This window comes from Vibrio sp. HI00D65 (genome assembly GCF_001635455.1).
Classification (GTDB): Bacteria; Pseudomonadota; Gammaproteobacteria; order Enterobacterales; family Vibrionaceae; genus Vibrio.
This window is the reverse complement of record NZ_LWEH01000001.1, coordinates 1-25053: the sequence shown is the minus strand read 5'-3', so window position 1 is coordinate 25053 and position 25053 is coordinate 1. Positions and strand designations below refer to the sequence as shown.

The window sequence follows — 25053 nt, the reverse complement described above, 5'->3', positions numbered from 1 at the left end:
TAGGTACTCGGTCTACCTAGCGGTCGTTTTTTTATGCAGTTTTTACTGCATTTAGCGGAGAGTTGGCGCTTAGAAAATGCAGTGTTTAGCAAAGTCACCTGCTTCGTTCGCTGTCCAGTCGCCTTTTGGCTTCTCCTTCATATCTTCACACCAAGCTTCACTGCCAACTTCTGTACAAGCCATTAATTGAGTGGCTAGGAAAAGGATCAACGCGACTTTCTTCATAACAAATATTCCGTTTGGTGTAGGTAATCTAGGGGTACTTTACCAAAGACCACTGATGATTGTCATAGCTATCAGGGGCTGGAATTATGGACTGAGCTGGAAAAGTGATTTGGTAACGAGAGTGACTTGCTGACTCTCAAGATCGAAAAAGCCAGCAACATGTGCTGGCTTTGAAATTCTTAATAAGTTTTTTATCGATAAACTTTGACTACTTGAGGAGTTACACCAGCTTCATCTCTTGGATGATGTCCGAAGCGATTTCTGGCTTGGTACTTGTTGGCTTCTCGTGTAGATCTGCTTTCAATTGTCCCTTACGGTTGCTCAGGCCTGCTTCTAGCTTTTTGATTGCTGACGAAACAGCTGGGTACATAACGTCATCTGTCGCCTTTGCTGTTACACGTACACCTTCGTAGTTGGTGAACACTTCAACCTGATGTTGACCATGTTCTTTGGTAATGATGATGTCGCAGCTGATCAGTGATGGAAAATGGTTAGATATCTTTTCGAATTTACCTTCGATGTCTTTACGTGAGTCGTCGTTAATTGATACGTGATGTGTTTGAACGTTTATTTTCATAAATCATACCTTTCCAATGACTGTGTCATTTAAACGTAGCAAACATCGGTTAGATTAACCAATAGAGAAAGTACACATGTGTGATTGACTTCAGTGTTATCAAATAATCTCTACTTACTCCCTTGAAAGTCCGAATAACTGAGCGCATATTATGTTTCGTGTTTTCGATACATGTTAAAAAATACTCCATCTTTGATGATTTGCTCTAATTATGAGCGCCACTCTAGTGAATATCTCTTCATCGGTTTTATAATTCCGAACTTGTCACTTAGCCAACTTCTTTCGTTTTTGATAAATAAGTTACCACTAGACTTTAATTTATAGACACTCAACTGCCCATTCCATATTGAAATTTGTTTAAAGCTCCGAAAGTTCTGAGTAACGCACTAACCACTGATGAATTCGTCACTCCATATCACAATTACAAATAAGGGCTGTGGTAGTTTACTGGGCTATCTGTTAGTACGGGATGCCATAACATCTTCGTTAAATTTGGATTCGTTACCATGAAAATGCCTGTTAAATTGGCTGCTGTTGCAGCTTCACTTTCTTTCGCTTTAAATGCTTTTGCTGCGCCTGTTGAGTTTCAGAAAGTTCCAGAGATCATGCAGCAATTTGAAACTGCAGACCTGTACGTTTAAAAGTCAGTGACTCTGGGGCGCTTGCCTGCTGAATCTGAAATAGGCACTGATTTCCAACCTACGTTTCTGACGGAAAGGGTGGTTACAGTTTAGAAACTAACAACGTGATGACGGATGATGTGGTTATTGCAAGCATGCCTAAGGCGATTGTTGATGATGTTTTCAACCAATGGTTGGTTGCAAAAGAGACGTGGATCAGTAGCTATGGTTCACTGCCAACGTAGATCACTGAGTTCAAGCCGTTTAAGCGTATTAAAACCATCAAGGCCATTACGATTGACGCTGAAATGCTTGAGCTAATGGGCACCGAAGATGGCAAAACAGCCGTAATAAAAGTGAGTTGGGATGAAAAAGGGATGAAGGTTTATAAGGACGGTTACTTAGCAGATTATGAGTACGGGATTGCCCCTCATGAGATACAAGAGAACTACGAGCTAGCGCCTAAGTAGTTTGATTCCATTTCCGAAAAGCGCTCTGGTTTGCAGGGCGCTTTTTGTATTGCCACCAAAACATGACTTAACTCACACTTTTATGACATTTTACCGCTCGTTGTGCTAGAATGCGCCGCTTGTCTTTGTTTTTGATAAAAAACGCATTACTAAAGCAGAATTTTCCGTTTATCTGCTTGTAATGACCTCATTCAGTTTGGCCTGACTTGGTTGAACATCTGCATTTTGCTCGGACGCAAAGAGAGTAGTTCTCACTACTTCACTATGTACATTTGAGAGCACCATCTATCAAAGGCCTTTTAGAAACAGCCTAGTTAGCGTAGAACTACGTTCTGCGTGAAGGGTTTCGTTTTTCCAAAAATCCCCCTGGCACCAAGTATTACTTGGTTGCTGACAAGTAAGGAGTCTATATGACGTCTCCGGTATCTACATCCGTACCTACATCTCAGGCTGGTAATACAGCTTCAACAGAGAAAGAAGTAAATCATCCATTTCTTTCTTTGGTCATCATGGTAATCGTTGCAGCAATCGCAACCTACTTTATCCCTGCTGGCGAGTTTGAACGAGTGGTTATGAATGGCCGCACGGTGATTGATCCAGACAGCTATACACTATTAGCAAGCAACCCAACAACATTAGCCTCTTTTTTTTCGAATCATTTTTTAAAGGCTTCAAATCCGCTTCTGGCGTGATGGGTGTTGTGGTATTTGTTGGTGGTGCTTTCGGTATCATCAAACACATGGGTCTGCTAGACGCATCGGTTGTTGCGCTCACCACTAAGCTTAAGAAACAAGGCTTGTATGTGATCGCGCCAGTGATCATGACGGCGATCTTCTTCAACGTGACCTTCACCGGTATGCGTGAATTGGATGTTATTTTCATCTCGTTGATGACCCCGATCTGTATCAAGCTTGGATACGATGCGATAACAGCGTTAGGCGTTGTTCTACTGGCAAGTTGTGCGGGTTTTGCTGCGGCGTTAGCGAACCCATTTTTCACGGGTATTGCTCATACTATTGCTGAACTACCTTTGTATTCAGGCATGTGGTATCGCTTTATTGTCAGTATGTTTATGCTGCTGACTGGCGCTTGGTATGTGTTGAATTACGCAAGAAAAGTAAAACAAGATCCAACCAAAGGCTTGTTGTATGGCACTGGCTACCATTACGAATCAAATGTTGAAGCGAAGGCTCTAACTCTACGTGAGAAGCTAGCGGGTATCGCGTTCTTGGGTGTGTTCACGTATATGATCTTCGGTACCTTGACGATGGGCTTTGGCTTTAAGGAGATTGCAGGTGCGTTTGTGGCAATGGCGATCATTCCGGGATTAGTGGCGGGATTGTCTCCAAACAAGATTTGTGAATATTGGACCAAAGGTGTCAGCGATGTATTGGTCGCTGTATTGATCATCTTCTTTGCGCGTTCGGTGTTGACCATTATGGAAGATGCGAAGATTGTCGACTCGATCATCTACTATCTGGCGCAGATCATTTCAGGAAGTTCTAAGCTTGTTGCTGCGGCGGGTATCTACTTCTCACAAGCGGCGATTAACCTGTTTATCCCGTCGGGAAGTGGTCAAGCTGTGATCACCATGCCAATTATTATTCCACTGGCAGACATTGGTGAAGTGACTCGTCAAGTTGCGGCGCTGGCGTCTCAATTGGGTGACGGTATCTCGAATTACATTTATCCAACCAACGGTGGCTTGCTGGCGGTACTGGCGATTGCCAAAATACCTTATGGCAAGTGGGTTCGTTTCTTCTTACCATTATTTTTGTTCTGGTCGTTAGGCGCTCTGATTTCAGTCGTGATTGCTCAAATGATAGAGTTAGGTCCATTCTAAGGCTCGGGCTTTAGTCGGATGAGCTTTGCTTGAAATCATTCAAACAAACATAAAGGCAGCAAAATCGCTGCCTTTTTCGTTTGAGGTGAAGTTACCCGAGATAGAACATCACTCTTCAAACTGATAAGAGGAGGGTACGACGATGACACCTTGTTTCGAAATGTGGAAACGCTTGGCGTCAGCAAGGCTATCAAGACCAATTTGGGTTCCATCTGGTACTCTTACATTTTTATCTATGATACAGTTTTGAATGTGGCAATTTCGTCCAATCTCAACATCTTCAAACAATATACTATCAATCACGATTGCCGCGTTGCTCACTTTTACCTTCGGGAAGAAGATAGAGTTTTGTGCAGAGCCTCCCTCTATCACGACACCATTAGCAATCATCGAGTTAATGAATATCCCCTGATTTCCCTCTACCGAAGCAATGGTGCGAGCTGGTGGTAGTTGCGGTTCATAGGTACGAATTGCCCAATCCTGTTGGTACAAATCGATTGGCGAAGTTGGCTTTAACAAATCCATGTTCGCTTGGTAATAAGAGTCGATAGTACCCACGTCTCTCCAATAGGCATCCTGAGTTACGCGCCCCTCTTCGTCGCCAAATTTATAGGCGTAAACACTGTTGTTCTCGACTAGCTTAGGAATGATGTCTTTCCCAAAATCATGTCTCGAATCTGGGTCTTCTGCGTCTGCTAATAAGACCTGTGTCAGTATCTCTTTATCGAAGATATAAATTCCCATAGAAGCCATACTTCGTGTTGGCCTACTGGGTACGCTCGCGGGGTAACGCGGCTTTTCGGTAAAGTTATTAATCTGATGAGACTCGTCGATCTCCATTACTCCAAACTCTTTGGCCTCGTCTATCGAGACCTCCATGCAGGCTACCGTTAAGTCAGCTTTATTCTGCTTATGTTGCTTGAGCATTGGGGCGTAATCCATGCGATAGATATGGTCGCCGGATAAGACCACTACATGTTTGGCTTCACTACGCGACAGCAAATATAAGTTTTGATAAATCGCATCGGCCGTACCGCTATACCAGCTGTCACCTGTGCGCATTTGCGGGGGCACATTGGTGATGTATTCGCCGAGCTCGGGGTTAAGCACCGACCAACCATCACGTAAGTGTTTTTGCAAAGAGTGAGACTTGTACTGAGTCAGTACCAGTATTTGGCGAAGCCCGGAGTGCAGGCAGTTCGCGAGCGTGAAATCGATGATTCGATATTTGCCACCAAAAGGCACCGCAGGCTTTGCGCGGTTATCAGTGAGAGGAGAAAGCCGAGAGCCAACACCGCCGGCTAGAATGATTGTTAGAGTGTCTTGCATAGTCAGAACCTCAATGTATTTATGATTATGTTTAAGGTCCTGCAAGCACTAAGCCAAATGTAACCCACTGAATATTAGAAGAGGGGATAAAGATTTCCATCTCGTTGCACCAAATTGATGCATTTAGAATCTTAGCTTGCTCTATTTTGATTCAGACAAGTTAAAACGAGCCGATGAGGTTGGGTTAAACAGAATAATGCATGGAGGGAACGTTACAAAACTGTCAATAAAATGAAGGAATAAAGTGACCGGATCGATATAAAGTTACATAAATAGTCGCATCTTTTCACAAATTGATTTCCATCAATAAAGTAGGGCTATTCTGTGATAACTTGCACGCAAAATAAGAAATGATTACTCATTCACCAATAAAATGAAGCCCTCAAAGGAAATAATAATGAAAAAAACAGTATGTGGTATTGCGATTACTGCGGCTCTTATGTCAACGAATGTTCTTGCTCATAAAGAAGGTGATTTCATCATCCGTGCAGGTGCAGCAACAGTATCTCCGAACGACAGCAGCGACGCTGTACTCAATAACCCTGACTTAGGATTCTCAGTTGATTCTGATACTCAGCTTGGTCTGACTTTCGGTTATATGTTCACTGACAACATCAGCTTTGAAGTGTTAGCAGCCAGCCCATTTTCTCACAGCATTTCTGTTAACGGTTTAGGTAAAATTGCTGATACTAAACACCTTCCACCAACGTTCATGGTTCAATACTACTTCGGTGAGGCGAACAGTGACTTCCGTCCATACGTAGGTGCTGGCCTTAACTACACCGTATTTTTTGATGAAGGTTTGAATGCTAACGGCAAAAACGCTGGTCTAACAGATGTGTCTTTAGATGACTCTTGGGGCCTAGCTGCAAACGTTGGCATGGACTACATGATCAATGAAGACTGGTTCCTAAATGCATCGGTTTGGTACGCAGATATTGGAACAACGGCAACATACAAGACTGCGACAGATACATTTAAAACTGACGTTGATATCGACCCATGGGTATTCATGATCGGTGGCGGTTACAACTTCTAACCTACGATTCCATTTACTCAGGCGCTCAAGCACCAGCCTGCTTGTGCGCCTTTTTTATTATTAATTGATTAGTCACTGTAACGTCTTGTTGTTATGGGTAAAGTAGACCTATTGTCGTCATCTGTTATTAACAAAACAGAAAGATAGCTGTCATAATCACCTCATAAAATCGCGATTCAAATTATGGAGGATATATGAATCGCAAAATCAATAAGCTGACTTTATTACTACCTATCGCAGTGAGTTCTGCTCTCGCTGGGTGTTCTCAGTCAACATCACCTACGGCTAGTACACACTCTCAAACCTCACTTGATGCTTTGAGCTTCCAATGTCAATCCAGTCAACAGCCAATCGCAAGTGATGCTGAGATTACCGGGCTTACTTTGGTTGGTAGTTCTATTGCCGACGCTCCTTTCGCAACTTCCGCTGCAGAAATTGTCAGCTACGATTCATGTACCGATAAATTGTATGTCGTAAATGCTCAAGCAAAGAAAGTTGACGTGCTATCGATGAATGCCGATAGCTCTCCAAACTCGAAAGGCTCGATTGATCTTCAATCTGCCGCGTTAGCTTCTGGTATCAATATCGGAGCAGCAAATAGTGTCTCGACACATCAAGGATTAGTTGCAGTCGCGATTGAAAACGCCGACAAACAACAAAATGGCATGATTGCTCTGTATCGCTCAGATACTTTAGAATTAATTACCACGTACACTACGGGCGCACTGCCAGATATGGTGAGCTTTTCTAAAGACGGTCGTTATATTGCTTCAGCAAATGAAGGTGAACCGAATTCGGACTATACCATTGACCCTGAAGGTTCAGTGACGCTAGTTGATTTAGCCAATGGTCCTTTACGAGCTAAAGTAACTCAGATTGATTTCAAAGCATTCAACCAAGGTCAGCCTCGTCACAAAGAACTCACCGACAAGGTTCGAATCTCAGCTCCGAATGCGACCTTTGCTCAAGACCTAGAGCCTGAATACCTAACGTTTGCTGATAACGGTAAGCTCTACGTTGCCCTGCAAGAGAACAATGCACTAGCAGCGATTGATGTCGCAACTGCAGAGGTGGATGCGATTCTTGGTTTAGGCGGTAAATCTTGGGATAGCGCGCAATTGGATGCGTCGAATAAAGATCAAAATATCGGCAACCTGCAAAGCTACGCGATGTTAGAAGGACTTTACATGCCAGACAGCATCACTAGCTACAGTGTCGATGGCAATACCTACATCGTAACAGCGAACGAAGGTGACGGCCGCGAGTATGGCATCAAGACAACGCAAAAAGTGTGCGATGATAAAGGCTTTGAGTGGGATGGCGATGACTATCAAGGCACTGAGAACTACACCACAGAGAAAGACTTTTGTATTGCTTATGTTGATGAAGTGCGTGGCAAAAAGTTAGACGTTGACGCTAACCACCCATTGGTAGGTGCATTGAAAGACAATAAGCAACTGGCTCGCCTTAAAGTGATCAAGCCACAAGGCACGCTTGCTGCTGACCAAAAGGTTCAAGCGTTCGGTAGCCGCTCTTTCTCTATCTGGAATGACTCAGGCGAGTTAGTGTTTGATAGTGGTGATGACTTTGCTCGAATCGTACTTGAGCAAGATCCTGCAAACTTCAACAGCACCAATGATAACAATCAGAGTGGTGACGATCGCAGCGATGATAAAGGAGTGGAACCTGAAGCTATCGAAGTGGCTGAGATTAACGGTAAGCACTATGCCTTTATCGGTCTTGAACGCCAAGGTGGCATCATGGTTTTCGACGTAACGCAGCCTAAGAACGCAAGCTTCATCAGCTATCTCAATAATCGTGATTTTACTCAACCTGTGTGTACTAAGATTGATGAAGACGGCGATTGTGACAACGATACTTACAACTCGAAAGCCGGTGACTTAGGTCCAGAATCAATCAAGCATTTCACTCGTTCTGGTAACCACTTTATTGCGGTTGGTAATGAAGTCAGCGGTAGCACATCAGTTTATCGCGTTGATTTCTAATCTCGCTTATTGCTAGCAATTAGATTGAATCAAAACAAAAGCGCCACTACTGGGTAAGTAGTGGCGCTTTTAGTATATGGTTTATTTTATCGCTGATTTAGTAGCGATAGATCAGTTCTATGGCTCTTGCTTAGTTGGTGCTAGAGCGATTTCACGGATACATACGTTTTGTGGTTGCTGGTAAGCGAATGATACTGCGCGAGCAATGTCGTCAGCTGCCAGTACGCCACCCATTTGTTCTTTCCACTCACCGTAACCATCTTTAATCTCTTGAGATGTTGTGTGAGAAAGAAGTTCAGTTTCTACCGCACCTGGTGCAATTGTTGTTACACGAACGTTTGCTGCAGCGACTTCTTCACGTACGTTTTCAGAGATAGCGTGTACAGCGAACTTAGTACCACAGTAAGCTGCGTGGTTCGGGAATGTTTTCTTACCCGCAATTGAACTGATGTTAATGATTGTGCCGCTGCTACGCTCTTTCATTGGCGCAAGAACTGCTTGCATACCGTTAAGAAGGCCAAGCACGTTCACATCGAACATACGTTTCCACTCAGATGCGTCTTGCGTATCAATTTGGCCCAGAAGCATTGCGCCAGCGTTGTTGATTAGCGCGTCAACAGGGCCGAATTTTTCTTCACCTTGTGCGATAGCTGCTTCGAATGATGCTTGGTCAGTCACGTCTACTTTTACTGTTAATGAGTTTGGTAGGTTTAGCGCTTCAAGGCGATCAATACGACGAGCTAGAAGTAGCAGAGGGTGACCTTCATCGCTAAGACGACGAGCAATTGCTTCACCAATACCAGAACTTGCACCTGTAATTACGATTAGTTTTTTCACTTTATTTCCTCTGTACTTTTATTGCGTAGGTTGGCTACGACGTATTGTTTAAGTGCATTCGAATCAAGTGCTTGTTGCCTTGCTTCGTTGCGATGGAGGTATATTAAGGAAAATAGAATTGTTGATATATAGCGCCTCACTTGAAACACTGTTACTGTGGTGCAACAATAAAGGTGTTCACCTCATTGCTTCATCCCTTTTAATCTCACAAGTGAGTGGCAGCTATGCTCAATCAAATTAACCTGTCTGATATTCGTTCCTTCGTGCTTATTGCTCGTTTAGGTAACTTCACTAAAGCAGCGGAGGAGCTTGATGTGTCGCGTTCACACGTATCACGCCAAGTCAGTAGTCTAGAAAAGCAGATGGGTGTGACATTGTTTATTCGCACAACTCGAACTCTGAGGTTGACCCACGCAGGGCAAGATCTGTACACGAGGTGCGAACAAGCTCTAGATAATATAGACCAAGCGCTGATTGCTGCGGTTGATGATGTCGAAGAGGTACGCGGTGACATCAAAGTCAATTGCGTAGGTGGTTATTTGGGGGAGGTGATCATTGCTGATCTGGTTAATGAGTTTATGCTGCTCTATCCCGACATTAGTATAAGCCTGGATTTCACTAGTAACCGAGTCGACTTGATTGAAGACGCTTTCGATATCGCTTTTCGTATGGGAAGCCTTGAAGATGCGGGCTTTATTGCAAGGAAGTTATTGGATATAGAGATGGGAACGCTCGCGAGCCCTGAGTATTTTGCTCGTAAAGGAAAGCCTAACCACCCTAAAGAGTTGATCCATCATGACTGCTTAACCGGCTCGGTGCGTAAATGGAGTTTTCAAGCGCTCGATGACACCAAGAAAACGCTCGATGTAAATGTGACTGGAAGGTTGCAATGCAAAAATGGTCGAGTGTTAGTGCAGGGCGCGAGGTCGGGTAACGGAATTATTCGTGTACCGACTATCTATTGTTTACAAGAACTGAATGATGGGCAATTAGTGCAGGTGTTTGATGACTGGGTGGTACCTAAAGTGGACTTTTCAGCGATCTACCATCGAGACCGCTATCAACCAAGCCGGATTAGAACCTTTATTGATTTTGTGAAAAGTCGCTTTGAGCAAATGCCAGTCAGCTAAGTATGTTTGCTGTCTTCCTTCTTTTGTCTCCCGTTTTTGACAATAGTTGTGCTGGCTTGAACTTACATTTCGTTGATTTCGTTTTGTAGGCTTTCTAGCTGATCCAGAATCAGTAAGAACTTCTCACCAAATGGAGTGACTTGATATTCCACTCTTGGTGGCAGTTCGTTGAACATTTGCTTATCTAGAATCCCAAACTCTACATTTCGCTTTAAACACTCATTCAAGACCTTGGTCGATAACCCTTCGACCGAGCGTACCATTTCACCGGGACGATTGATGCCATTTGCCAGTAGTTGGTAAATCGTGAGCGACCATTTACAACCGTAGATGGTCTCTACCATCCGAGCTGAACGCTCTGGTGCGGATTTTCTTGAAAAAAAGTTTTCCTGATTTTTCATAAAGATGTACCAATAAGTACCTACCTAACCGATTTGTACTTACTATTCATAGTGTTAGTTCAAAGCCTAAGATTACCACGTTCACATGACTTAGGAGATAACAAAATGAACTTCACTAAAAATGGTATTGCAGTCGTAATCGGTGGCACAAGTGGTATGGGCCTTGAAACAGCGAAGCAGTTAGTCGCTCAAAATATCCATGTACTGGTTGTCGGCAATAACCCTACTAAGTTAGATAAAGCGGTGTCAGAACTTCAATCACTAGGCCACGCTTCTGGTTGGCAAGCTAACCTTTATGATGATGCGAGTGTAGCGAGTCTTATTTCGCATTTAGAGTCGCTTGAAGAGGGTATTGGTTACCTTGTTAATGCGGCTGGCTACTTTAACCCTAAAGCGTTTGTCGAGCACCAAGAGTCGGATTACGAGCAATACATGCAGCTCAACAAAGCGACTTTCTTCATCACTCAAGCTGTCAGCAAGTTAATGATCAAAAACGGTGGCGGAAATGTGGTAAACGTCGGCTCTATGTGGGCGAAACAAGCTATTAAAGCGACGCCATCTTCTGCTTATTCAATGGCAAAGGCTGGTCTACACGCTTTAACACAGCACATGGCAATGGAATTGGCGGACCACAACATTCGCGTGAATGCGGTTTCTCCAGCAGTCGTTAAAACGCCGATCTACGAATCATTCATTAAGCCAGAAGAGGTGGACCAAGCGCTAGAAGGCTTCAATGCTTTCCATCCAATTGGTCGAGTGGGCCAACCGAGAGACATCGCAAACAGCATCTCTTTCCTATTATCTGACAGTGCTGATTGGGTAACGGGTGCAATCTGGGATGTTGATGGTGGTGTGATCGCGGGCCGCAATTAATCAAGTTGAGCTTTCAATATGGGGGGATGCTTTGTTAGCAATGAACAAGTAGCAGCTAACAGCGAGGTCTCCCCCTCGCTCGTTATTCGCGTAGAATAGACATTAGCAAGACAATAATAATTAAAGCAATACTTAGAGTAAGGTCATTATTATGTTCAACATGGACTTTTCAAAGAGACTGGTTATCGAAACCGATAAACTAGATTGGGTAGCAAGCCCTGCCAAAGGGGTATGGCGTAAGCCCCTAGAAAGAGAAGAGAGAGAATCGGGTCACACGACTAGCGTGGTGAAATACGATCCTCAATCTTCATTCTCTGAACATCCACATCCGCAAGGAGAAGAGATCTTCGTGTTGGACGGTGTGTTCTCTGATGAAACAGGCGATTTCCCAGCAGGCACTTACATTCGCAACCCACCTGGCAGCGCGCATTCTCCATCGAGCAAAGAGGGTTGCACGATCTTTGTTAAGCTAAATCAGTTTGATGCGAGAGACTCAACTCAAGTTCGAATCAATACGCTAGAAACGGAATGGTTACCGGGTATTGGCGGGTTACAGGTGATGCCACTGCATGAGTTTGAGCATGAACATGTCGCTTTAGTGAAGTGGCCTGTCGGTGAGCGCTTTCAGCCACACCATCACTTTGGTGGAGAAGAGATCTTTGTGTTGTCGGGCACCTTTAAAGATGAACAGGGCGTGTACCCCAAGCATACTTGGATGCGCAGCCCTCACATGAGTGAGCATTTCCCTTATGTGGAAGAAGAGACGGTCATCCTAGTGAAAACAGGTCATTTGCCACTGATATGATGATTATCTCGACAAGTAAAATAGAAAGCCGCTTACCAAAAGTCAGCGGCTTTTTAGACTCTAGTGCTTATTGAGCTTACTTGATGCATGTCTGAGCACTAGTAAGCGACTCCAATACTTCAAGGGCTTCGCCTTGCGCTGAGGCTTCATTTTTATATTCTTCAGGGAAATCTGGAACGGTCACTAGCGATACGTTTGATGCCACTTCTAATGAACCTGCACCACTAACCCACAACAAGCGCTCGATGCCGATAGTTGGTAATGTTTCCAAAAACCTAGTCGCAGTGTTTTTTACGATGTAGCCTAGCTAACCCATTGATTGCAGATGGTCAGTTGAAGCGGATATTGGAGGGTTTTATTTCACCAAGCAGCGTGCTTTGGCCGTGTATTTATCTCGGAGCTATCAGCTTCCGGTTGTTCGTCAGTTCATTGATTTTGCAGCAGAAGCTTGGTCTTGCGATATCAAGTCTGGAGATGTTTGAAACTTTATAGGCAATGTTACAAAGCAATGGACATTTAAAAGTCCATAAATACAAAAATCCGATATCAATGGTGATATCGGATTTGAACTCAATAATCTAGAGTTCTAGCACGCTCTCCTCTCACGAAGTCGTTATACATATCCATGCTCGGATAATCGGGTATTTACTGTATTTCCATTGATGTCTGGTAAAGGCTGATACAAGCTTTTGGCTATTTCAGATAGCATCTGATCATAGACTTGCGAAATCGCACGAGATATATCGCTGGTTAGTTCATACATGCTATCTGCAGGCTGAGTTAGTTCACTGCTTGAATAGATCTCGTCGAGCGAATGCATTGCTCGTGAAAAAACGGGTGAGCCAGTGCTGATTGGGCAAATTATCGATAGTTGGTTAAGCTTCCGATGCATCTGAGACGCGTAGAACTTAAACCTCAGATATTCTTCCAGCTTCTCGCTATCAGTATCTGTAATTTCTGGGATACACAAACGAAGTTTTGTCAGAACATCCATGCAGTCCAAGATTTGCTGCCAGTTCATATGATACTCACGGCTCATGTCTTCACGCTCAGATTGGATTAACCATACGATCATCACTTCATCCATCAAGAACATGCAGTGGCGAATGGTTTTGCCATGAATCGATTGGTTGCGAACTAAGCTCCGGTTTTGCCAATCAGTGTGCATGGCGATGAGCTTGAGGTGGTAGATGCGATACATAGGTCGGCTATCAAATGAGACGTGCGATTGAAGCAGCTCAGATACTTCAAGTATGTTGTCGTATATCTCATTTACTCTGCGAATTGAGTTGCTAGATAATTTACAAGCCAGAGCGTAATGCGTCGCTGCACGGTGTTTTCGTGACAGCAACAGCAGCTCTCTGAGTAGAACTAAGGTCTCAAACCTGTGCGATAGCGCCGTCTGTCTTTTTCTGGAGAAATAGAACAGAGTGGCAAGCACTGCTATGGATAAACCCACTGAGATAACTACAAACATATTCAACTCCCAATATCTTAATACCTATTTAGTGGTAGTGCAGATGCTGTGCCAGAACTGATAGTTGATATATTTCAATTACTTATGATTCTGTGCGGTTTTTGAATGATCAAAATTGGTGCATAACTTCACCATTCGAGTGAATGTTTCTCATATTTTGCAGGGTTTTTTGAGAGGTAATCCATCGAAAGTGGAATGTATCTTTGATTTCAGAGCTGACTTTTGTTGCCATGAGGAAATTGAAAAGGCCTCACTCTTTAATGGTGCTCACTAGAAACAGCATTAAAGAATGAGGCCTTTCGATATTTGTGCGGCACTCAATGACTTACAAAGCGAGTCATTAAGCACTCAGCTTTATGCAAGCTTAAGATCAAACTCGTTGCGGTACATCACCATATCTTCAATGGTTAGTACTGGCATGTTGTGTAGTTTACCGAAAGCAACGATCTCTGGCGCTTTTGCCATTGTGCCATCTGGGTTAGTGACTTCACACAATACACCTGCTGGTTGAAGACCTGCCATTTGCATTAGGTCCACAGTACCTTCTGTATGACCGCGGCGAGCAAGTACGCCACCTTTGCGAGCGCGTAATGGGAATACGTGACCAGGGCGAGCAAGGTCAGTAGGTTTAGCTGTCGGGTTTGCAGCTGTTTTGATCGTAGTTACACGGTCAGCGGCAGAAACACCTGTTGTTACGCCAACTTTCGCTTCAATAGTTACGGTAAACGCAGTTTGATTTGCGCTGTTGTTATCAACAACCATAGGTGGAAGGTCAAGTTGGTTAGCTTGATCATCAGTTAGACAAAGACACACAATGCCGCTGCATTCACGGATCATAAGCGCCATTTGAGCATTAGTTAGGTGTTCTACTGAGTAGATGATGTCGCCTTCGTTCTCACGGTCTTCATCGTCAAGTAAAAGTACGCCACGACCTTCGCGCAAAGCTTGCAGTGCGTTTTCAACACGAGTGATTGGTTCGCCAAATTCGGCAAGTAGTGAAGACTGATTCATGGTTAAACTCCTAAAATATCACCAGAATCAGGGCTGTATGAGGGATCTCAACGAGCACAACAAAGCCAACTCATTACAAGTCGGTTCATCATGGTTTTATCCAAAACGAAATGCACACGTATGAGTTGGAGGCATGAACCCAATAAACAGGTACGCATTTCCAACTTAAACGAGTGTGTTTCCATTCTCTCTCATCCGGACTATAACCGTCGGCTCTGGCATCTCACCAGATCTGCTGACCTCGACGAATCGAGCGCTCGCGGGCTTATCTTTAGATTTTGCTAAGGACATACCGCCGGTGGGGAATTTCGCCCCGCCCTGAGAATAAAAATTAATAATTTGTTTTGCTATGAAAGCAGATCAGATGGTAATCCTTTCAATACTGGATTTAAAGGACTCACAGCAAAGTTTTTTAGATTCATCGCTTTTAAATCGGTAAGTGTTCACTTTATCAGCAGAACGCAGGCAGGGCGCTTTATTATGGGCTAGCTTGGTTCCCGCCATTTGCTATTGGAATGTGAAATAAGGGTGTTGCTGCTGATGGGTTGCGGTGTTTCACGTAACCAATAATAAAGCGACTCGAATAAATGAAGTTTATTGCACTACGATGTCTTACTGGGCGTTTTTACAAAAAATTGATATTGGCGGTGCTAAGCTGCGATAGCATCCGACCACTTTATCCAAAAGATCTTAGCCATGACTTCTCTGTTCTCCAACAAATCCAAAGGCTTATTACTGCTCGTTTTAAGCTTGTATTCTCTTGTTCCCTTTTTGAACTTTGGGTCTCATTTCGACCTTGGAAGTGCCGTGTTGCCTTTCTATGGTGCTGTGATGACATTCGTGACTTATTCAGCGGGTAATCAAGGGTTCCTAATCACACTCGCGGTTCTCTCTTTATTGGTGCTGACGTTAAAGTTCTCAAAAGCAAAGTTAGTGAGCCTTTGTTTGCAGCTCGGTGTTTTATTGGTGTTAAGCTTTGCTGCGAAGACATTCCTTAAATCATCAACGGAGAGCCCACGTCCATATACTGAGTATTTAGTTACCGAAGAAGTGGTTGATATGCCAGAGTTGTTTTATGAACTGCCACTAGAAGAAAAGAACGTGGCTATTGAGTCTGTAGAGGATAAGGTCAGCGAATGGCGAACGCGTCATTGGCTTGGCGAAACAGACTATTCATTCCCGTCTGGACACATGATTTTCGTGGGTGTTTGCTTAGCATTCTTTGGTGGGTTGTTCTTAGAGGTGAAGCGTTTTTACCTTGTAGGTGGCATGCTAGCTTGGGCTGGTGGCGTAGCGTATAGCCGCGTTTGGCTTGGTATGCATCGTCCTGAAGATTTAGCTGCATCTATCGCTCTTGCGGGCTTAATCTACTTATTAGTACCACTGGTGCCAACGCAAAAAATAGAACCTTTGTTGCCTAAGTTCCTCAGAACGGCTTAACCATTCAAGAAGAGCTTCTTTGTTTAAGGCAACTAAGTTTTAAAAAAATAAGTTCTTGAAAACAAGTTAGCGGCCCAAAAGCAACTTGGTATTAGCTTAACAAGCGGAATCTCTGGCTATTGATTAAGCCCGAGTTCTGCTTGTTTCTTTTTGGTTAGTCCCAAAGAGACGATTCGGTGAGATTCCGTGAGGTAGTATCTCAACTCGTCGTCCCTTTCTGGTGTGCTCTCAAACAGCTGAATCCACTTCATTCCACGCGAAGCAAAGTAGGGGGCGGGTTTATACCCTGGCTCTTCTTTGAGAAAATCGAAATTCTGATCAGATGCCTTAAAGATAAATGCAGGCTCGTCGTTCGACCCCCTGCCTCCAATCGCAAACACCTTACCACCCACTTTCCAAACGTGGGAATTGTTCCATTGCATGACATAGCTAGTAGCAGCTTGTGACTCGCAAAAAGCATTGAATTCATCGTATGTCATAGAGCGCCCTTTCTATAGTTCCGTGCTGGTGGTGTTTATTTAGGATACCGCTTGAAGTTAGCCAGCTAAGCCTTGCCAAATAGCCGTCAAGCCACTGATAGAACATAGCAGCAAAGAAGCGATACGTATCTTCTCTTTCGAAATCGTTTGAGTGGTCACCATAGCCATTTTGTAACCTAACCAAGCTGCGGGCAGCAAGGGTATTGTGATGATCAAATGGTGGAGCGTGAAGAAGCCAATCGGGATCTGCACGACTAATGAAATGATTGAGCTAAATACAAAGAAAGCAGAAAGATTGCCGCGAAGCTGGTTAGCGTCTTGGTGTTGAAGCAGTAACGCCATCGGCGGTCCCCCAATACCCGAACTTGTCCCAAAGAACCCTGAGAAAAATCCTGCAATCCCCATCTTCGCGGGTGTTGGCTCTAATCTAAATGGTAGTAGGCTTACAATCACGGCAAACACTACCAGTAATCCTAGCCACAGTGACAATACGCTCGTTGACACCATCACCAACAAAGCACCTCCTGCCAATGAGCCAGGGATTCGGCCTAGCAGTGCGACTTTGAGTCCGCCAATAGAGATGTTTGCGCGGTGTTTTAACGCATTAAATATTGAGATAAATAGACCAATGAGGCAGATAGGCGCAGGGACATAGTCTGGCGAGACCAAAAACAGCAATGGGGCGGCGACAACAGCCAAGCCAAAGCCGATAGCGGTTTGTACAAATGAACCAACAAAAATGAGTGCCATTGCGATAAGGGCAGTCTGATTTAGGTATTCCATAGGCCTGCGAGTAAGTTCTAAAGGAGCGAATGGATACTATAAATTAAAACGGTAGAAATAGTCTTAATATTCAGTGAGGTTTATGCAAGTTTCGTTAGTTATAATTTCGATTTTAACGCCCAATAAAAAAGAGAGCGAATATCTCAGGAACTACTCCGTTCAATATCCACTCTCTCATTGGATTGCTTATCGCTGTTTCTGATTGGGGGAATCAGTATTAAACGTTAAGCCATTGCCAATTTCAGACGCTCAATTGGCTTGTCATTGATTGGTAAATGGATAAGCGCTGCGGCAAATGCCAGTACTACCGTCGACCACCAGATTGGTTCGTAAGATCCGTAATAATCGTAAATACAACCACCAACCCAAGCTCCTAAGAAGCTACCGACTTGGTGCGTGAAGAATACCAAACCGTACAGAGTCGATAGGTAACGAGCTCCAAAGATCTGACGAACTAAACCTGAAGTCAGTGGAACCGTACCAAGCCAACAGAAGCCAATTGCAGCACCGAAGATCGCTGCGGTCGATTCTGTTACTGGCAGAGTGACAAATGCACCGATAACCACAGTTCGAACTAAGTAAAGTGCAGACATCACATGACGCTTGCTGAACTTGTCGCCCATCACACCCCAGAAGTAAGAACCGAAGATGTTGAAGATACCAACGTAAGCCAATGCCATTGCTGCGCTACTCGCTGGCAGGTTTTTGTCAGCTAGGTAGCTTGGTAAATGAGTCGCAATAAACATCACGTGGAAGCCACACACGAAGAAACCAGCATGAATCAACCAGTAACCTCTGTGAGAGAAGGCTTCTGACAGCGCTTCTTTCAAGGTTTGATTATCTTCCATTTGCGTTTGTTTGCTCGTTGCGACTTTTGGCGCTCGCATGAAAAGTGCAAATGAGATCATCACGCAGCACAACACTGCAAACACTTGCATAGCACTCTGCCAATCAAATCCGTTCAACATGTATTGCGCACCCGGAATGACAGCAAACATGCCAAATGAACCCGCAGCCGTAGTTAAACCAAATGCTTTAGCAGCGTGTTCTGCAGGTACCACTTTCGCTACTGCACCTAATACGATCACATAGCTTGTTGCACTTAGTCCAAGGCCAACCAGTGCGCCTAACGAAACGTAAAGCATGCTCGATTCGGTAGAAATTGAGGTAAGAAGTAAACCCAAACCGTAAGCACATGCGCCAGCAATAATGATGCGCCTTGCTCCCCATTTGTCTGCAGCCATGCCAATAAAAGGTTGGAACACACCGAACAATAGGTTTTGTAGAGCAATAGCGAAGCTGAAAAACTCACGACCGGTACCGAAATGCTCTGAAATTGGCATCATGAATATGCCGAATGATTGTCTGATCCCTAGACTGATAATAAGTGTGCCGATCCCAAGCCATACCAGTAAAGGAAAATGGAAAATGCTCATTCTAATACTCTTAAATTAATGGTGGTGATGTGAGTGGTCTTGCGCAGACATGTTTTGTTCAGTCATATGATGGTGATGCTCATGCCCTGATTGCTGGTGGCAGCCACTACTCACGGCGTGCTGAGCCAAAAGATCAATCAGTGGTTGACTGTGATGCACAATAACCAAACTAATGACGAGGAATAACGTCATTCTGGCTAGTTGAGCAAAAAGAGATTGTGAAAACATAAGGTGTTTACATGCGCTCGATGTTGTAAGAAGTCGCGCATCATAATGATGGGTAGGGTATGTATCAAATGACTATTTGTGATTTACTCTATGCGTTTCATGCATATATTTATACGTTGTTGCTCTGAGAACGAAATGTGACTAAAAAATGGGAAAACTCGGTACTTACCGATTCCAAGGGAGAAGCCAGCAATTCAATATGGATACTTAGTAATGTCTCTGTAACTATATGCTTTATTGATATATTTCACAAAACTGTAAAAACTAATATACAAACTAATTTCCGTATAAGATTGTCCGCTTGCTCGACTTATCTATTGAACATCGTAAATTTGGGCGTAAATCGTTTCAACATGACTGAAACGCGATGTTAAAAGATTCAGGGAGAGTCATTCATATGGATAAAGATCATAACTTTCGCGAAAACTTGCTGTCACTGATCTTAGGTAGCGCACTGGTTTCACTTGGCGTTATCTTTTTCAACCAAGTCGGCTTGCTCACCGGGGGGACCGCTGGTCTAGCAATCTTCATCACCAAAGTAACAGACTTAAGCTTTGGCCAAGTGTTCTTTGCACTAAACTTACCTTTCTATATTTTATCCGTCGCTCGTATGGGGTGGCGTTTCACAATCAATACTTTTATTGCAGTTTCGATAGTTTCGCTCGCAGTGGATCACTTATATCACGTGATTCAGATCGCCGAGATTCATGCACTCTATGCAGCATTACTTGGCGGCGGATTAATTGGTACTGGTATGTTGGTGATTTTCCGTCACAAGATGAGCTTAGGTGGTTTTAATATTCTGGCGCTGTTCTTACAAGAACGTTTTGGGATTCGAGCAGGCAAGGTTCAGATGGCATTGGACTGTACCATTGTGGTGCTTTCACTGTTTATCGTTGATGCACCACTAATACTCTTGTCAGTATTGGGTGCAGTAGTCACCAACCTGATTCTCGTGATGAATCATAAACCTGGGCGCTACCAACCGGTTGTAAAAGCGGAAGCGGCTTAGCGAACTTGAGTCTAAGCCTATATTACAACCAATAAAAAACAACAAAGCCAGCATCAATAGCTGGCTTTGTTCTATGTGAAAATAGTCATTCAACACTTAGCAGTTGCCACAACCGGATTCCGGTTTGAGCTCGCAATCAATCACATTACCTTGTTTGTCTAGCGACAAGTTGCAGCACTGTTCAAATAGATTCTTAAGATCGCCACGGCTTTTCTGAACACGAGGTTTAATGGTCGAATAACTGACGTTTTGTTCTTCTGCTAGCGCTTTCTGGCTCTGACCCTTGATATCAACGGCAAGCAATAGCGAGGCACTCTGCTCAGGCAACGCTTGGATGAAGAGTTCAATGCATAAAGACAACTTCTGCTTGAACTCCTCATTGTGGTCTAAATCTGCAAACCACAAATCGTCCGCATCAATTTTGCTATCACGTTGTTGGCGAGCATGTTTACTGTAGAAGTCGATAATCGTGTTATTGGTTAATTGAAATAGCCACGATTTAACACTGCTCGCATCTTGCACTTAGTGCTGGTTCTGAAAAGTCTTAATTAAGATCTCATGCAGCAAATTTTCTACATCGGCGGTATTACGGACTTTAGAGTGGAGGAATGCTTTTTATGTTTGCTGATACTCAGCCCACACCTTCTCTAAGTTTAAAGATGTGCTATCTGCACTGTTCATTGACGCAACACTCGTCTTGTAAGAAACCAATAACCCCTTCTAGACATTCATACTCTGCAACACAAAAGAGAGTCCTGCCTTCACGTCTTTGGCTGATGAGGCCCGCTGATGCAAGGCTTGATATGTGGTGAGACAAAGTAGAGCCGGGGATACCGAGCTCTTCTTGTAGGCCGCCAACCGCAATGCCTTGGTAGCCAGCTTTTACAACACTCTTATAGATACTAAGGCGAATTGGGTGGCCTAGTTCTTTAAGTGCTTTTGCTACGACTTCTAAGTTCATATTAACTCCTCAAGATTTAATTTCGATAATAGTCGAAATAAAGGTCAAATTCAAATCTAAAAAAAAGTGAAGACGTAAGTTCTTGAAAGTTTAGTCGATTGTAAATTTAATTCGATTTTTATCGAAATAAAACTTGATCTGTAACTATTTATTTCTATAATTCGATAATATTCGAAATGAAAGGGTCGAATACTTGCATCATAGAGTTCGACCTTCAATCCTGTTTGGAGTTAATTATGAGCAATGAAATGTTAACAATGCTAAAAGACGCGCTGGATATGTTCGCTTTCTTAGCAGCAGAACTCATCATCCTTTTCTTGGCGATCAGCTACATCGTTGGGATTCTTCAAGAGTTCCTTACGCCCGAGAAGATTCAATCTATCTTGAGCTCACGTAACGGTAAGGGCTATATGATTGCCGCACTATTGGGAGCGATTACACCTTTCTGTTCATGTTCGACGATTCCTTTCCTAAAAGGTTTGCTTCGTGCACGAGCGGGTTTTGGTCCAATGATGGTGTTCCTATTTGGTAGTCCACTATTGAACCCAGTGATCATTGGTTTGTTCGTAATTACCTTTGGCTGGCAAGTGGCAGCGTTCTACTTCTTAGTCGCAATGACGGTATCAGTAGTAGCAGGTTACACACTGGAAAAACTAGGCTTTGAGCGTTACGTAAAATCAGAAGCGTATGAATCAACAGGCTCATCTTCAAGCTGTGGTAGTAGTTGTGGTGACTCTGCTCCTAAGAAAGCAGAACCAGCAAAAGCGGAATCTTCATGTGGTACAAGTGCATGTGGTGAGCCTGCACCAGTAATGGTTAAAGAGAGCGCATGCTGTGGAACGAAGAAAGAAGAACCGAAAGTAGAAGTATCATGCTGCTCGGCTGACGGTACAGCGACAGTGGTTGAGAAGAAAGAACCTAGCCGCTGGGTAAGAATCTGGTTCTCAACTTGGAAAGACTTCAAACAAGTGTTCCCTTACTTGATGATGGGTATCGCAATTGGTTCATTCATCTATGGCTTCATTCCAACTGACCTGATTGCTGAATATGCAGGTGAGGGCAAGTGGTACGCGATTCCAATCGCAGCAGTAATTGGTATTCCACTGTACATCCGTGCTGAAGCTGTGATTCCACTGAGTGCTGCATTGGTAAAAAAAGGTATGGCTTTAGGTTCAGTAATGGCATTAATCATTGGTAGTGCCGGCGCAAGTTTGACAGAAGTTATTCTGCTTAAGTCTATCTTCAAAAATCAGATGATTGCGGCCTTTCTATTCGTAATACTAAGTATGGCGATTGGTGCAGGTTACCTATACACTTTCATCTTTGGTTAATCTTAAATAACACAATCGATACGAAAGTATAGTTAATAAAAAAGAGCTCACATTGTTGAGCTCTTTTTGTTTTTAAAGGAAAGCAGCAACGCAACATCACACAGAGTTAGACAGTGCAGAAGAAGTTCTTTTTGTCGCGAAAGCATTAGTTGCTAACACATCGCAGTGGTGTCGATTAATTGCATCCCCGTAATTGTTAGTAATACCGGGGAATTGAAAACGATACATTGGAATACCAAAGCGACGCTCTCTTTTCTGTCCGATTCGGTCTTTGCTTGTCCAAAACAGTCGATTTTTTGCGGTGTAGGGTATGCCGTGCATTTTATTACAATTGTGTTAGCTGAGGACGATGCGAAAGAGCTCAATCATCTAGTCGCCTTAGCATCGGAGCAATACGAGACGTTAAAGCGAGATCTCATGTGAGGGTGGAGCGTGCGACACATTAAACGAAGGTGTTATATACATCGGAAAAACTAAAAGCCCGGCACAACCGGGCTTTGTTAATTGGATTTCATCTTATTGAGTTTAGAAACTGCGGATATCCAATTCGTTGTTGATTAACACAACACACTGAGAAGCGAATAGCATGTTTGGGCCTAAGCTGATTTTCTCTGTTCCTAGGCGCTTTAAGCTGTTGTAGCTTTTCTTAGGCATAGGGATGTGATCAGTCAAAAGGAAACATGGGTTTTCAGCAATCTCTGCATCACGGATAAAGTCACCTTTTTTATCCATCATGTAAAGCTGGTGGTCTTCAGCCAGTTCTTTAACCAGCTTTTCAAAACTCATAGTACGAACAGTGATGCCCGGTTCAACCTGACGCGTCTGCTCTTTAGTCATACCTTGGGAAGCGTCAACCGCTCTTACTATCGCTGACAACAACGCCGATTCATGGAAACCACCAATGTTGGTGATCTCGTTTGAATCAAATGTAATCGTGCGTGAAAAATCTTTAGTACTTTCTAATACCAGGTGTACGGTGACATTCTCGCGGTGAGACTGAGCAACGAAGATCGTGTTCATCAGAGTATGAGCAAGAATCTCAGTATGAGCATCTTGACCAACGCCTTCTAAGATAAGTTTGCTTTCTGTAGGGGCTGCGCGAGCGCGTAATACAAATGAACGCATAGAATGTACCTTGTCAGTATGTGATAAAGCGAAACGAGCTTTAGCAACATGAATTGATGAATAACCAAAATTGTGGCGGTATGTAACTCTTTTCTATTAATGAAGTCAAATAGAGTTGCTTATAGCGCTAACTTCAAGAACTCAACGTATTAAATAGAGAATGAACACATTACAAGATGGTGAAGGTTGAAGCGACCGGTTGTTTACATAGATAGTATGCGCAAATTATTAGGTGGCTTACGGAAGGAAGTAGTCGATGAAGATACAGAAAATAAATAAAGAAGAATATAGAAAGAAGATGAACCTATTGTTGGTTGCTTTAGTTGGATCACTTGCAGTGTTTGCTATCGTATTCGGCACCATTCTGATTGACTTATTTGGTACAACCAATTCAATTGCTGGTGAATCAACGGGCAATTTCCATTTAAACGTGCTTGGAGTGATCTTGTCTGTGGCGCTAAATGCTTTTATTGCGAGTCGTGTAAAAGGACATGAATACTTCAAGGAAGCGGTGTACGTGTGGAACCTTAAACAAATCCACAATCAAATCTATCGAAAGCTAAAACGAATTCAACCGAAGGCTGAGCAAGGAGACCAAGATGCGTTGGTCATTCTGTACTTCTATTACACCACACAAAAACAAGTATACGACCTAGATAACAACACATTGACCATAACGACGGTGCAGCACTCTCTAGATAACATCGTAGAGTTGAGTAAAAAATGGGCTATAGAGTTAGATATAGAACCCTTTTCGAGAGATTTAATCACAAAGTTTTGAGGAATATTCCTATTATTGTATGAGCTTTGAGCGTTGAAAGAGACTTTTGACGTAAAAGTAGACACTTAAACAAGTTTTTTTGAATTTTTATCAAAAAAGGGGTTGCCATGTTTTCGATGATCTCTATAATGCCGGCTCACTGACGCGGCAGACGCCACAAGGCTTCAGCAGGAATCAGTAAGACGGAAACTTCGAAAGAAATTAATTTTAAAAAGTGTTTGACACTTAAGATTAAATCACTAGAATTCACGTCCGCTTTAAAGGGTTTCTTTGTAAAAAGAAAGTTTCGATAAGCAAAGCTCTTTAACAATTTAAACCTATCAATCTGTGTGGGCACTCGTTGGTGAATATCAAAATTGATTCTTAGGAATCACATTGATTTCAATAAACTGAGTGACCAATCGATAATTTATTATCGGCACAGTCAATTCATTATCATTCTGTTGGAATGGTAATAGCTTTAGAATTACTTTTTGTAGTTTTGAAGTCAGTATTCGTTGAGTCACCAAAATCTTAAATTGAAGAGTTTGATCATGGCTCAGATTGAACGCTGGCGGCAGGCCTAACACATGCAAGTCGAGCGGAAACGAGTTATCTGAACCTTCGGGGAACGATAACGGCGTCGAGCGGCGGACGGGTGAGTAATGCCTAGGAAATTGCCTTGATGTGGGGGATAACCATTGGAAACGATGGCTAATACCGCATAATGCCTACGGGCCAAAGAGGGGGACCTTCGGGCCTCTCGCGTCAAGATATGCCTAGGTGGGATTAGCTAGTTGGTGAGGTAATGGCTCACCAAGGCGACGATCCCTAGCTGGTCTGAGAGGATGATCA

22 protein-coding genes, 1 rRNA gene, 5 pseudogenes and 1 riboswitch are annotated in these 25053 nt (G+C 43.4%); of the genes and pseudogenes, 14 read left to right on the top strand and 14 right to left on the bottom strand.

Translation table 11 applies throughout. The features are described 5' to 3' along the window. Positions 1-69: 69 nt before the first annotated feature. Together A3712_RS26355 and hpf are read right to left on the bottom strand one after the other, a co-directional pair. A complete protein-coding gene (locus A3712_RS26355; RefSeq protein ID WP_008216583.1) occupies positions 70-225 on the bottom strand; it encodes a DUF3012 domain-containing protein in 156 nt (51 codons plus the stop codon). A 220-nt stretch (positions 226-445) separates the two neighbouring features. Beyond that, positions 446-802, bottom strand: coding sequence for a ribosome hibernation-promoting factor, HPF/YfiA family (gene hpf, locus A3712_RS00125; RefSeq protein ID WP_063521748.1), 357 nt, complete (start codon positions 800-802; stop codon positions 446-448). 506 nt (positions 803-1308) lie between these two features. Here hpf and A3712_RS00120 point away from each other — a divergent pair. Continuing rightward, a pseudogene (locus A3712_RS00120) lies at positions 1309-1892 on the top strand (hypothetical protein). Positions 1893-2302: 410 nt separating this feature from the next. After that, positions 2303-3735: pseudogene (locus A3712_RS00115) on the top strand (YfcC family protein). Between the two features lie 108 nt (positions 3736-3843). Here the strand turns inward: A3712_RS00115 and glgC are convergent. After that, positions 3844-5064, bottom strand: coding sequence for a glucose-1-phosphate adenylyltransferase (gene glgC / locus A3712_RS00110; RefSeq protein WP_063521747.1), 1221 nt, complete (start codon positions 5062-5064; stop codon positions 3844-3846). Positions 5065-5461: 397 nt separating this feature from the next. On the opposite strand from glgC, the gene ompW reads away from it, so the two are divergent. Next, positions 5462-6103, top strand: a complete 642-nt coding sequence (gene ompW / locus A3712_RS00105; RefSeq protein ID WP_063521746.1) for an outer membrane protein OmpW — start codon at positions 5462-5464, stop codon at positions 6101-6103. Between the two features lie 194 nt (positions 6104-6297). Continuing rightward, the gene (locus tag A3712_RS00100) at positions 6298-8109 is read left to right on the top strand and encodes a choice-of-anchor I family protein (RefSeq protein WP_063521745.1); all 1812 of its coding nucleotides are present in this window, start codon (positions 6298-6300) and stop codon (positions 8107-8109) included. Positions 8110-8226: 117 nt separating this feature from the next. Here the strand turns inward: A3712_RS00100 and A3712_RS00095 are convergent, their stop codons facing one another. Continuing rightward, a complete protein-coding gene (locus A3712_RS00095; RefSeq protein ID WP_063521744.1) occupies positions 8227-8946 on the bottom strand; it encodes an SDR family oxidoreductase in 720 nt (239 codons plus the stop codon). 224 nt (positions 8947-9170) lie between these two features. Between A3712_RS00095 and A3712_RS00090 the strand changes: the two genes are divergently transcribed. Further along, entirely contained in the window at positions 9171-10076 is a 906-nt protein-coding gene (locus A3712_RS00090; protein ID WP_063521743.1) for a LysR family transcriptional regulator, read from the top strand. Between the two features lie 62 nt (positions 10077-10138). Here the strand turns inward: A3712_RS00090 and A3712_RS00085 are convergent, their stop codons facing one another. Continuing rightward, complete coding sequence (locus A3712_RS00085) at positions 10139-10477, bottom strand: winged helix-turn-helix transcriptional regulator (protein WP_063521742.1); 339 nt, start codon at positions 10475-10477, stop codon at positions 10139-10141. A gap of 105 nt (positions 10478-10582) precedes the next feature. Here A3712_RS00085 and A3712_RS00080 point away from each other — a divergent pair, with 105 nt between their 5' ends. Next, the gene (locus A3712_RS00080; RefSeq protein ID WP_063521741.1) at positions 10583-11350 is read left to right on the top strand and encodes an SDR family NAD(P)-dependent oxidoreductase; all 768 of its coding nucleotides are present in this window, start codon (positions 10583-10585) and stop codon (positions 11348-11350) included. Between the two features lie 151 nt (positions 11351-11501). Next, entirely contained in the window at positions 11502-12155 is a 654-nt protein-coding gene (locus A3712_RS00075; protein WP_063521740.1) for a cupin domain-containing protein, read from the top strand. Between the two features lie 97 nt (positions 12156-12252). Here A3712_RS00075 and A3712_RS00070 read toward each other — a convergent pair. Next, positions 12253-12453 (bottom strand): annotated as a pseudogene (locus A3712_RS00070) (NAD(P)-dependent oxidoreductase); the annotation flags it as partial. Here A3712_RS00070 and A3712_RS26350 point away from each other — a divergent pair. After that, positions 12447-12637: pseudogene (locus A3712_RS26350) on the top strand (LysR family transcriptional regulator); the annotation flags it as partial. The pseudogenes A3712_RS00070 and A3712_RS26350 sit on opposite strands and share 7 nt — an antisense overlap. A 131-nt stretch (positions 12638-12768) precedes the next feature. Here A3712_RS26350 and A3712_RS00065 read toward each other — a convergent pair. Both A3712_RS00065 and ribB read right to left on the bottom strand, forming a co-directional pair. Continuing rightward, entirely contained in the window at positions 12769-13632 is an 864-nt protein-coding gene (locus A3712_RS00065) for a hypothetical protein (RefSeq protein ID WP_063521738.1), read from the bottom strand. Between the two features lie 354 nt (positions 13633-13986). Next, positions 13987-14643, bottom strand: a complete 657-nt coding sequence (gene ribB / locus A3712_RS00060) for a 3,4-dihydroxy-2-butanone-4-phosphate synthase (protein WP_063521737.1) — start codon at positions 14641-14643, stop codon at positions 13987-13989. Positions 14644-14822: 179 nt separating this feature from the next. Beyond that, positions 14823-14973, bottom strand: a riboswitch (FMN riboswitch). A gap of 366 nt (positions 14974-15339) precedes the next feature. Between ribB and A3712_RS00055 the strand changes: the two genes are divergently transcribed. Beyond that, entirely contained in the window at positions 15340-16083 is a 744-nt protein-coding gene (locus A3712_RS00055; protein WP_063521736.1) for a phosphatase PAP2 family protein, read from the top strand. A 116-nt stretch (positions 16084-16199) separates the two neighbouring features. On the opposite strand, the gene A3712_RS00050 is transcribed toward A3712_RS00055, so the two are convergent. The 3 genes from A3712_RS00050 to A3712_RS00040 form a co-directional block, all read right to left on the bottom strand. Next, positions 16200-16562: an MmcQ/YjbR family DNA-binding protein gene (locus A3712_RS00050; RefSeq protein ID WP_063521735.1), complete on the bottom strand. Its 363-nt coding sequence runs from the start codon at positions 16560-16562 to the stop codon at positions 16200-16202. Positions 16563-16619: 57 nt separating this feature from the next. Continuing rightward, positions 16620-17345 (bottom strand): sulfite exporter TauE/SafE family protein, encoded by a 726-nt coding sequence (locus A3712_RS00045; protein ID WP_063521734.1) that lies wholly within the window; start codon positions 17343-17345, stop codon positions 16620-16622. A gap of 224 nt (positions 17346-17569) precedes the next feature. Next, a complete protein-coding gene (locus A3712_RS00040) occupies positions 17570-18781 on the bottom strand; it encodes an MFS transporter (RefSeq protein ID WP_063521733.1) in 1212 nt (403 codons plus the stop codon). 29 nt (positions 18782-18810) lie between these two features. Between A3712_RS00040 and A3712_RS28775 the strand changes: the two genes are divergently transcribed. Both A3712_RS28775 and A3712_RS00035 read left to right on the top strand, forming a co-directional pair. Beyond that, on the top strand, positions 18811-18945 hold the full coding sequence (locus A3712_RS28775) for a hypothetical protein (protein WP_443083533.1): 135 nt from the start codon (positions 18811-18813) through the stop codon (positions 18943-18945). Positions 18946-19406: 461 nt separating this feature from the next. After that, positions 19407-20021: a YitT family protein gene (locus A3712_RS00035; protein WP_063521732.1), complete on the top strand. Its 615-nt coding sequence runs from the start codon at positions 19407-19409 to the stop codon at positions 20019-20021. A 96-nt stretch (positions 20022-20117) separates the two neighbouring features. Here A3712_RS00035 and A3712_RS00030 read toward each other — a convergent pair. After that, a pseudogene (locus A3712_RS00030) lies at positions 20118-20702 on the bottom strand (sigma-70 family RNA polymerase sigma factor). Beyond that, on the bottom strand, positions 20686-20982 hold the full coding sequence (locus A3712_RS00025) for an ArsR/SmtB family transcription factor (protein WP_063521731.1): 297 nt from the start codon (positions 20980-20982) through the stop codon (positions 20686-20688). The pseudogene A3712_RS00030 and the gene A3712_RS00025 overlap by 17 nt, the downstream one beginning before the upstream one ends. 236 nt (positions 20983-21218) lie before the next feature. Between A3712_RS00025 and A3712_RS00020 the strand changes: the two genes are divergently transcribed. After that, complete coding sequence (locus A3712_RS00020) at positions 21219-22313, top strand: permease (RefSeq protein WP_063521730.1); 1095 nt, start codon at positions 21219-21221, stop codon at positions 22311-22313. Positions 22314-22838: 525 nt separating this feature from the next. On the opposite strand, the gene trmY is transcribed toward A3712_RS00020, so the two are convergent. Beyond that, entirely contained in the window at positions 22839-23438 is a 600-nt protein-coding gene (gene trmY, locus A3712_RS00015; protein WP_063521729.1) for a tRNA (pseudouridine(54)-N(1))-methyltransferase TrmY, read from the bottom strand. A gap of 256 nt (positions 23439-23694) precedes the next feature. Between trmY and A3712_RS00010 the strand changes: the two genes are divergently transcribed. Continuing rightward, positions 23695-24219 (top strand): DUF3087 family protein, encoded by a 525-nt coding sequence (locus A3712_RS00010; protein WP_063521728.1) that lies wholly within the window; start codon positions 23695-23697, stop codon positions 24217-24219. Between the two features lie 515 nt (positions 24220-24734). Then, positions 24735-25053 (top strand): 16S ribosomal RNA (locus tag A3712_RS00005); the annotation flags it as partial.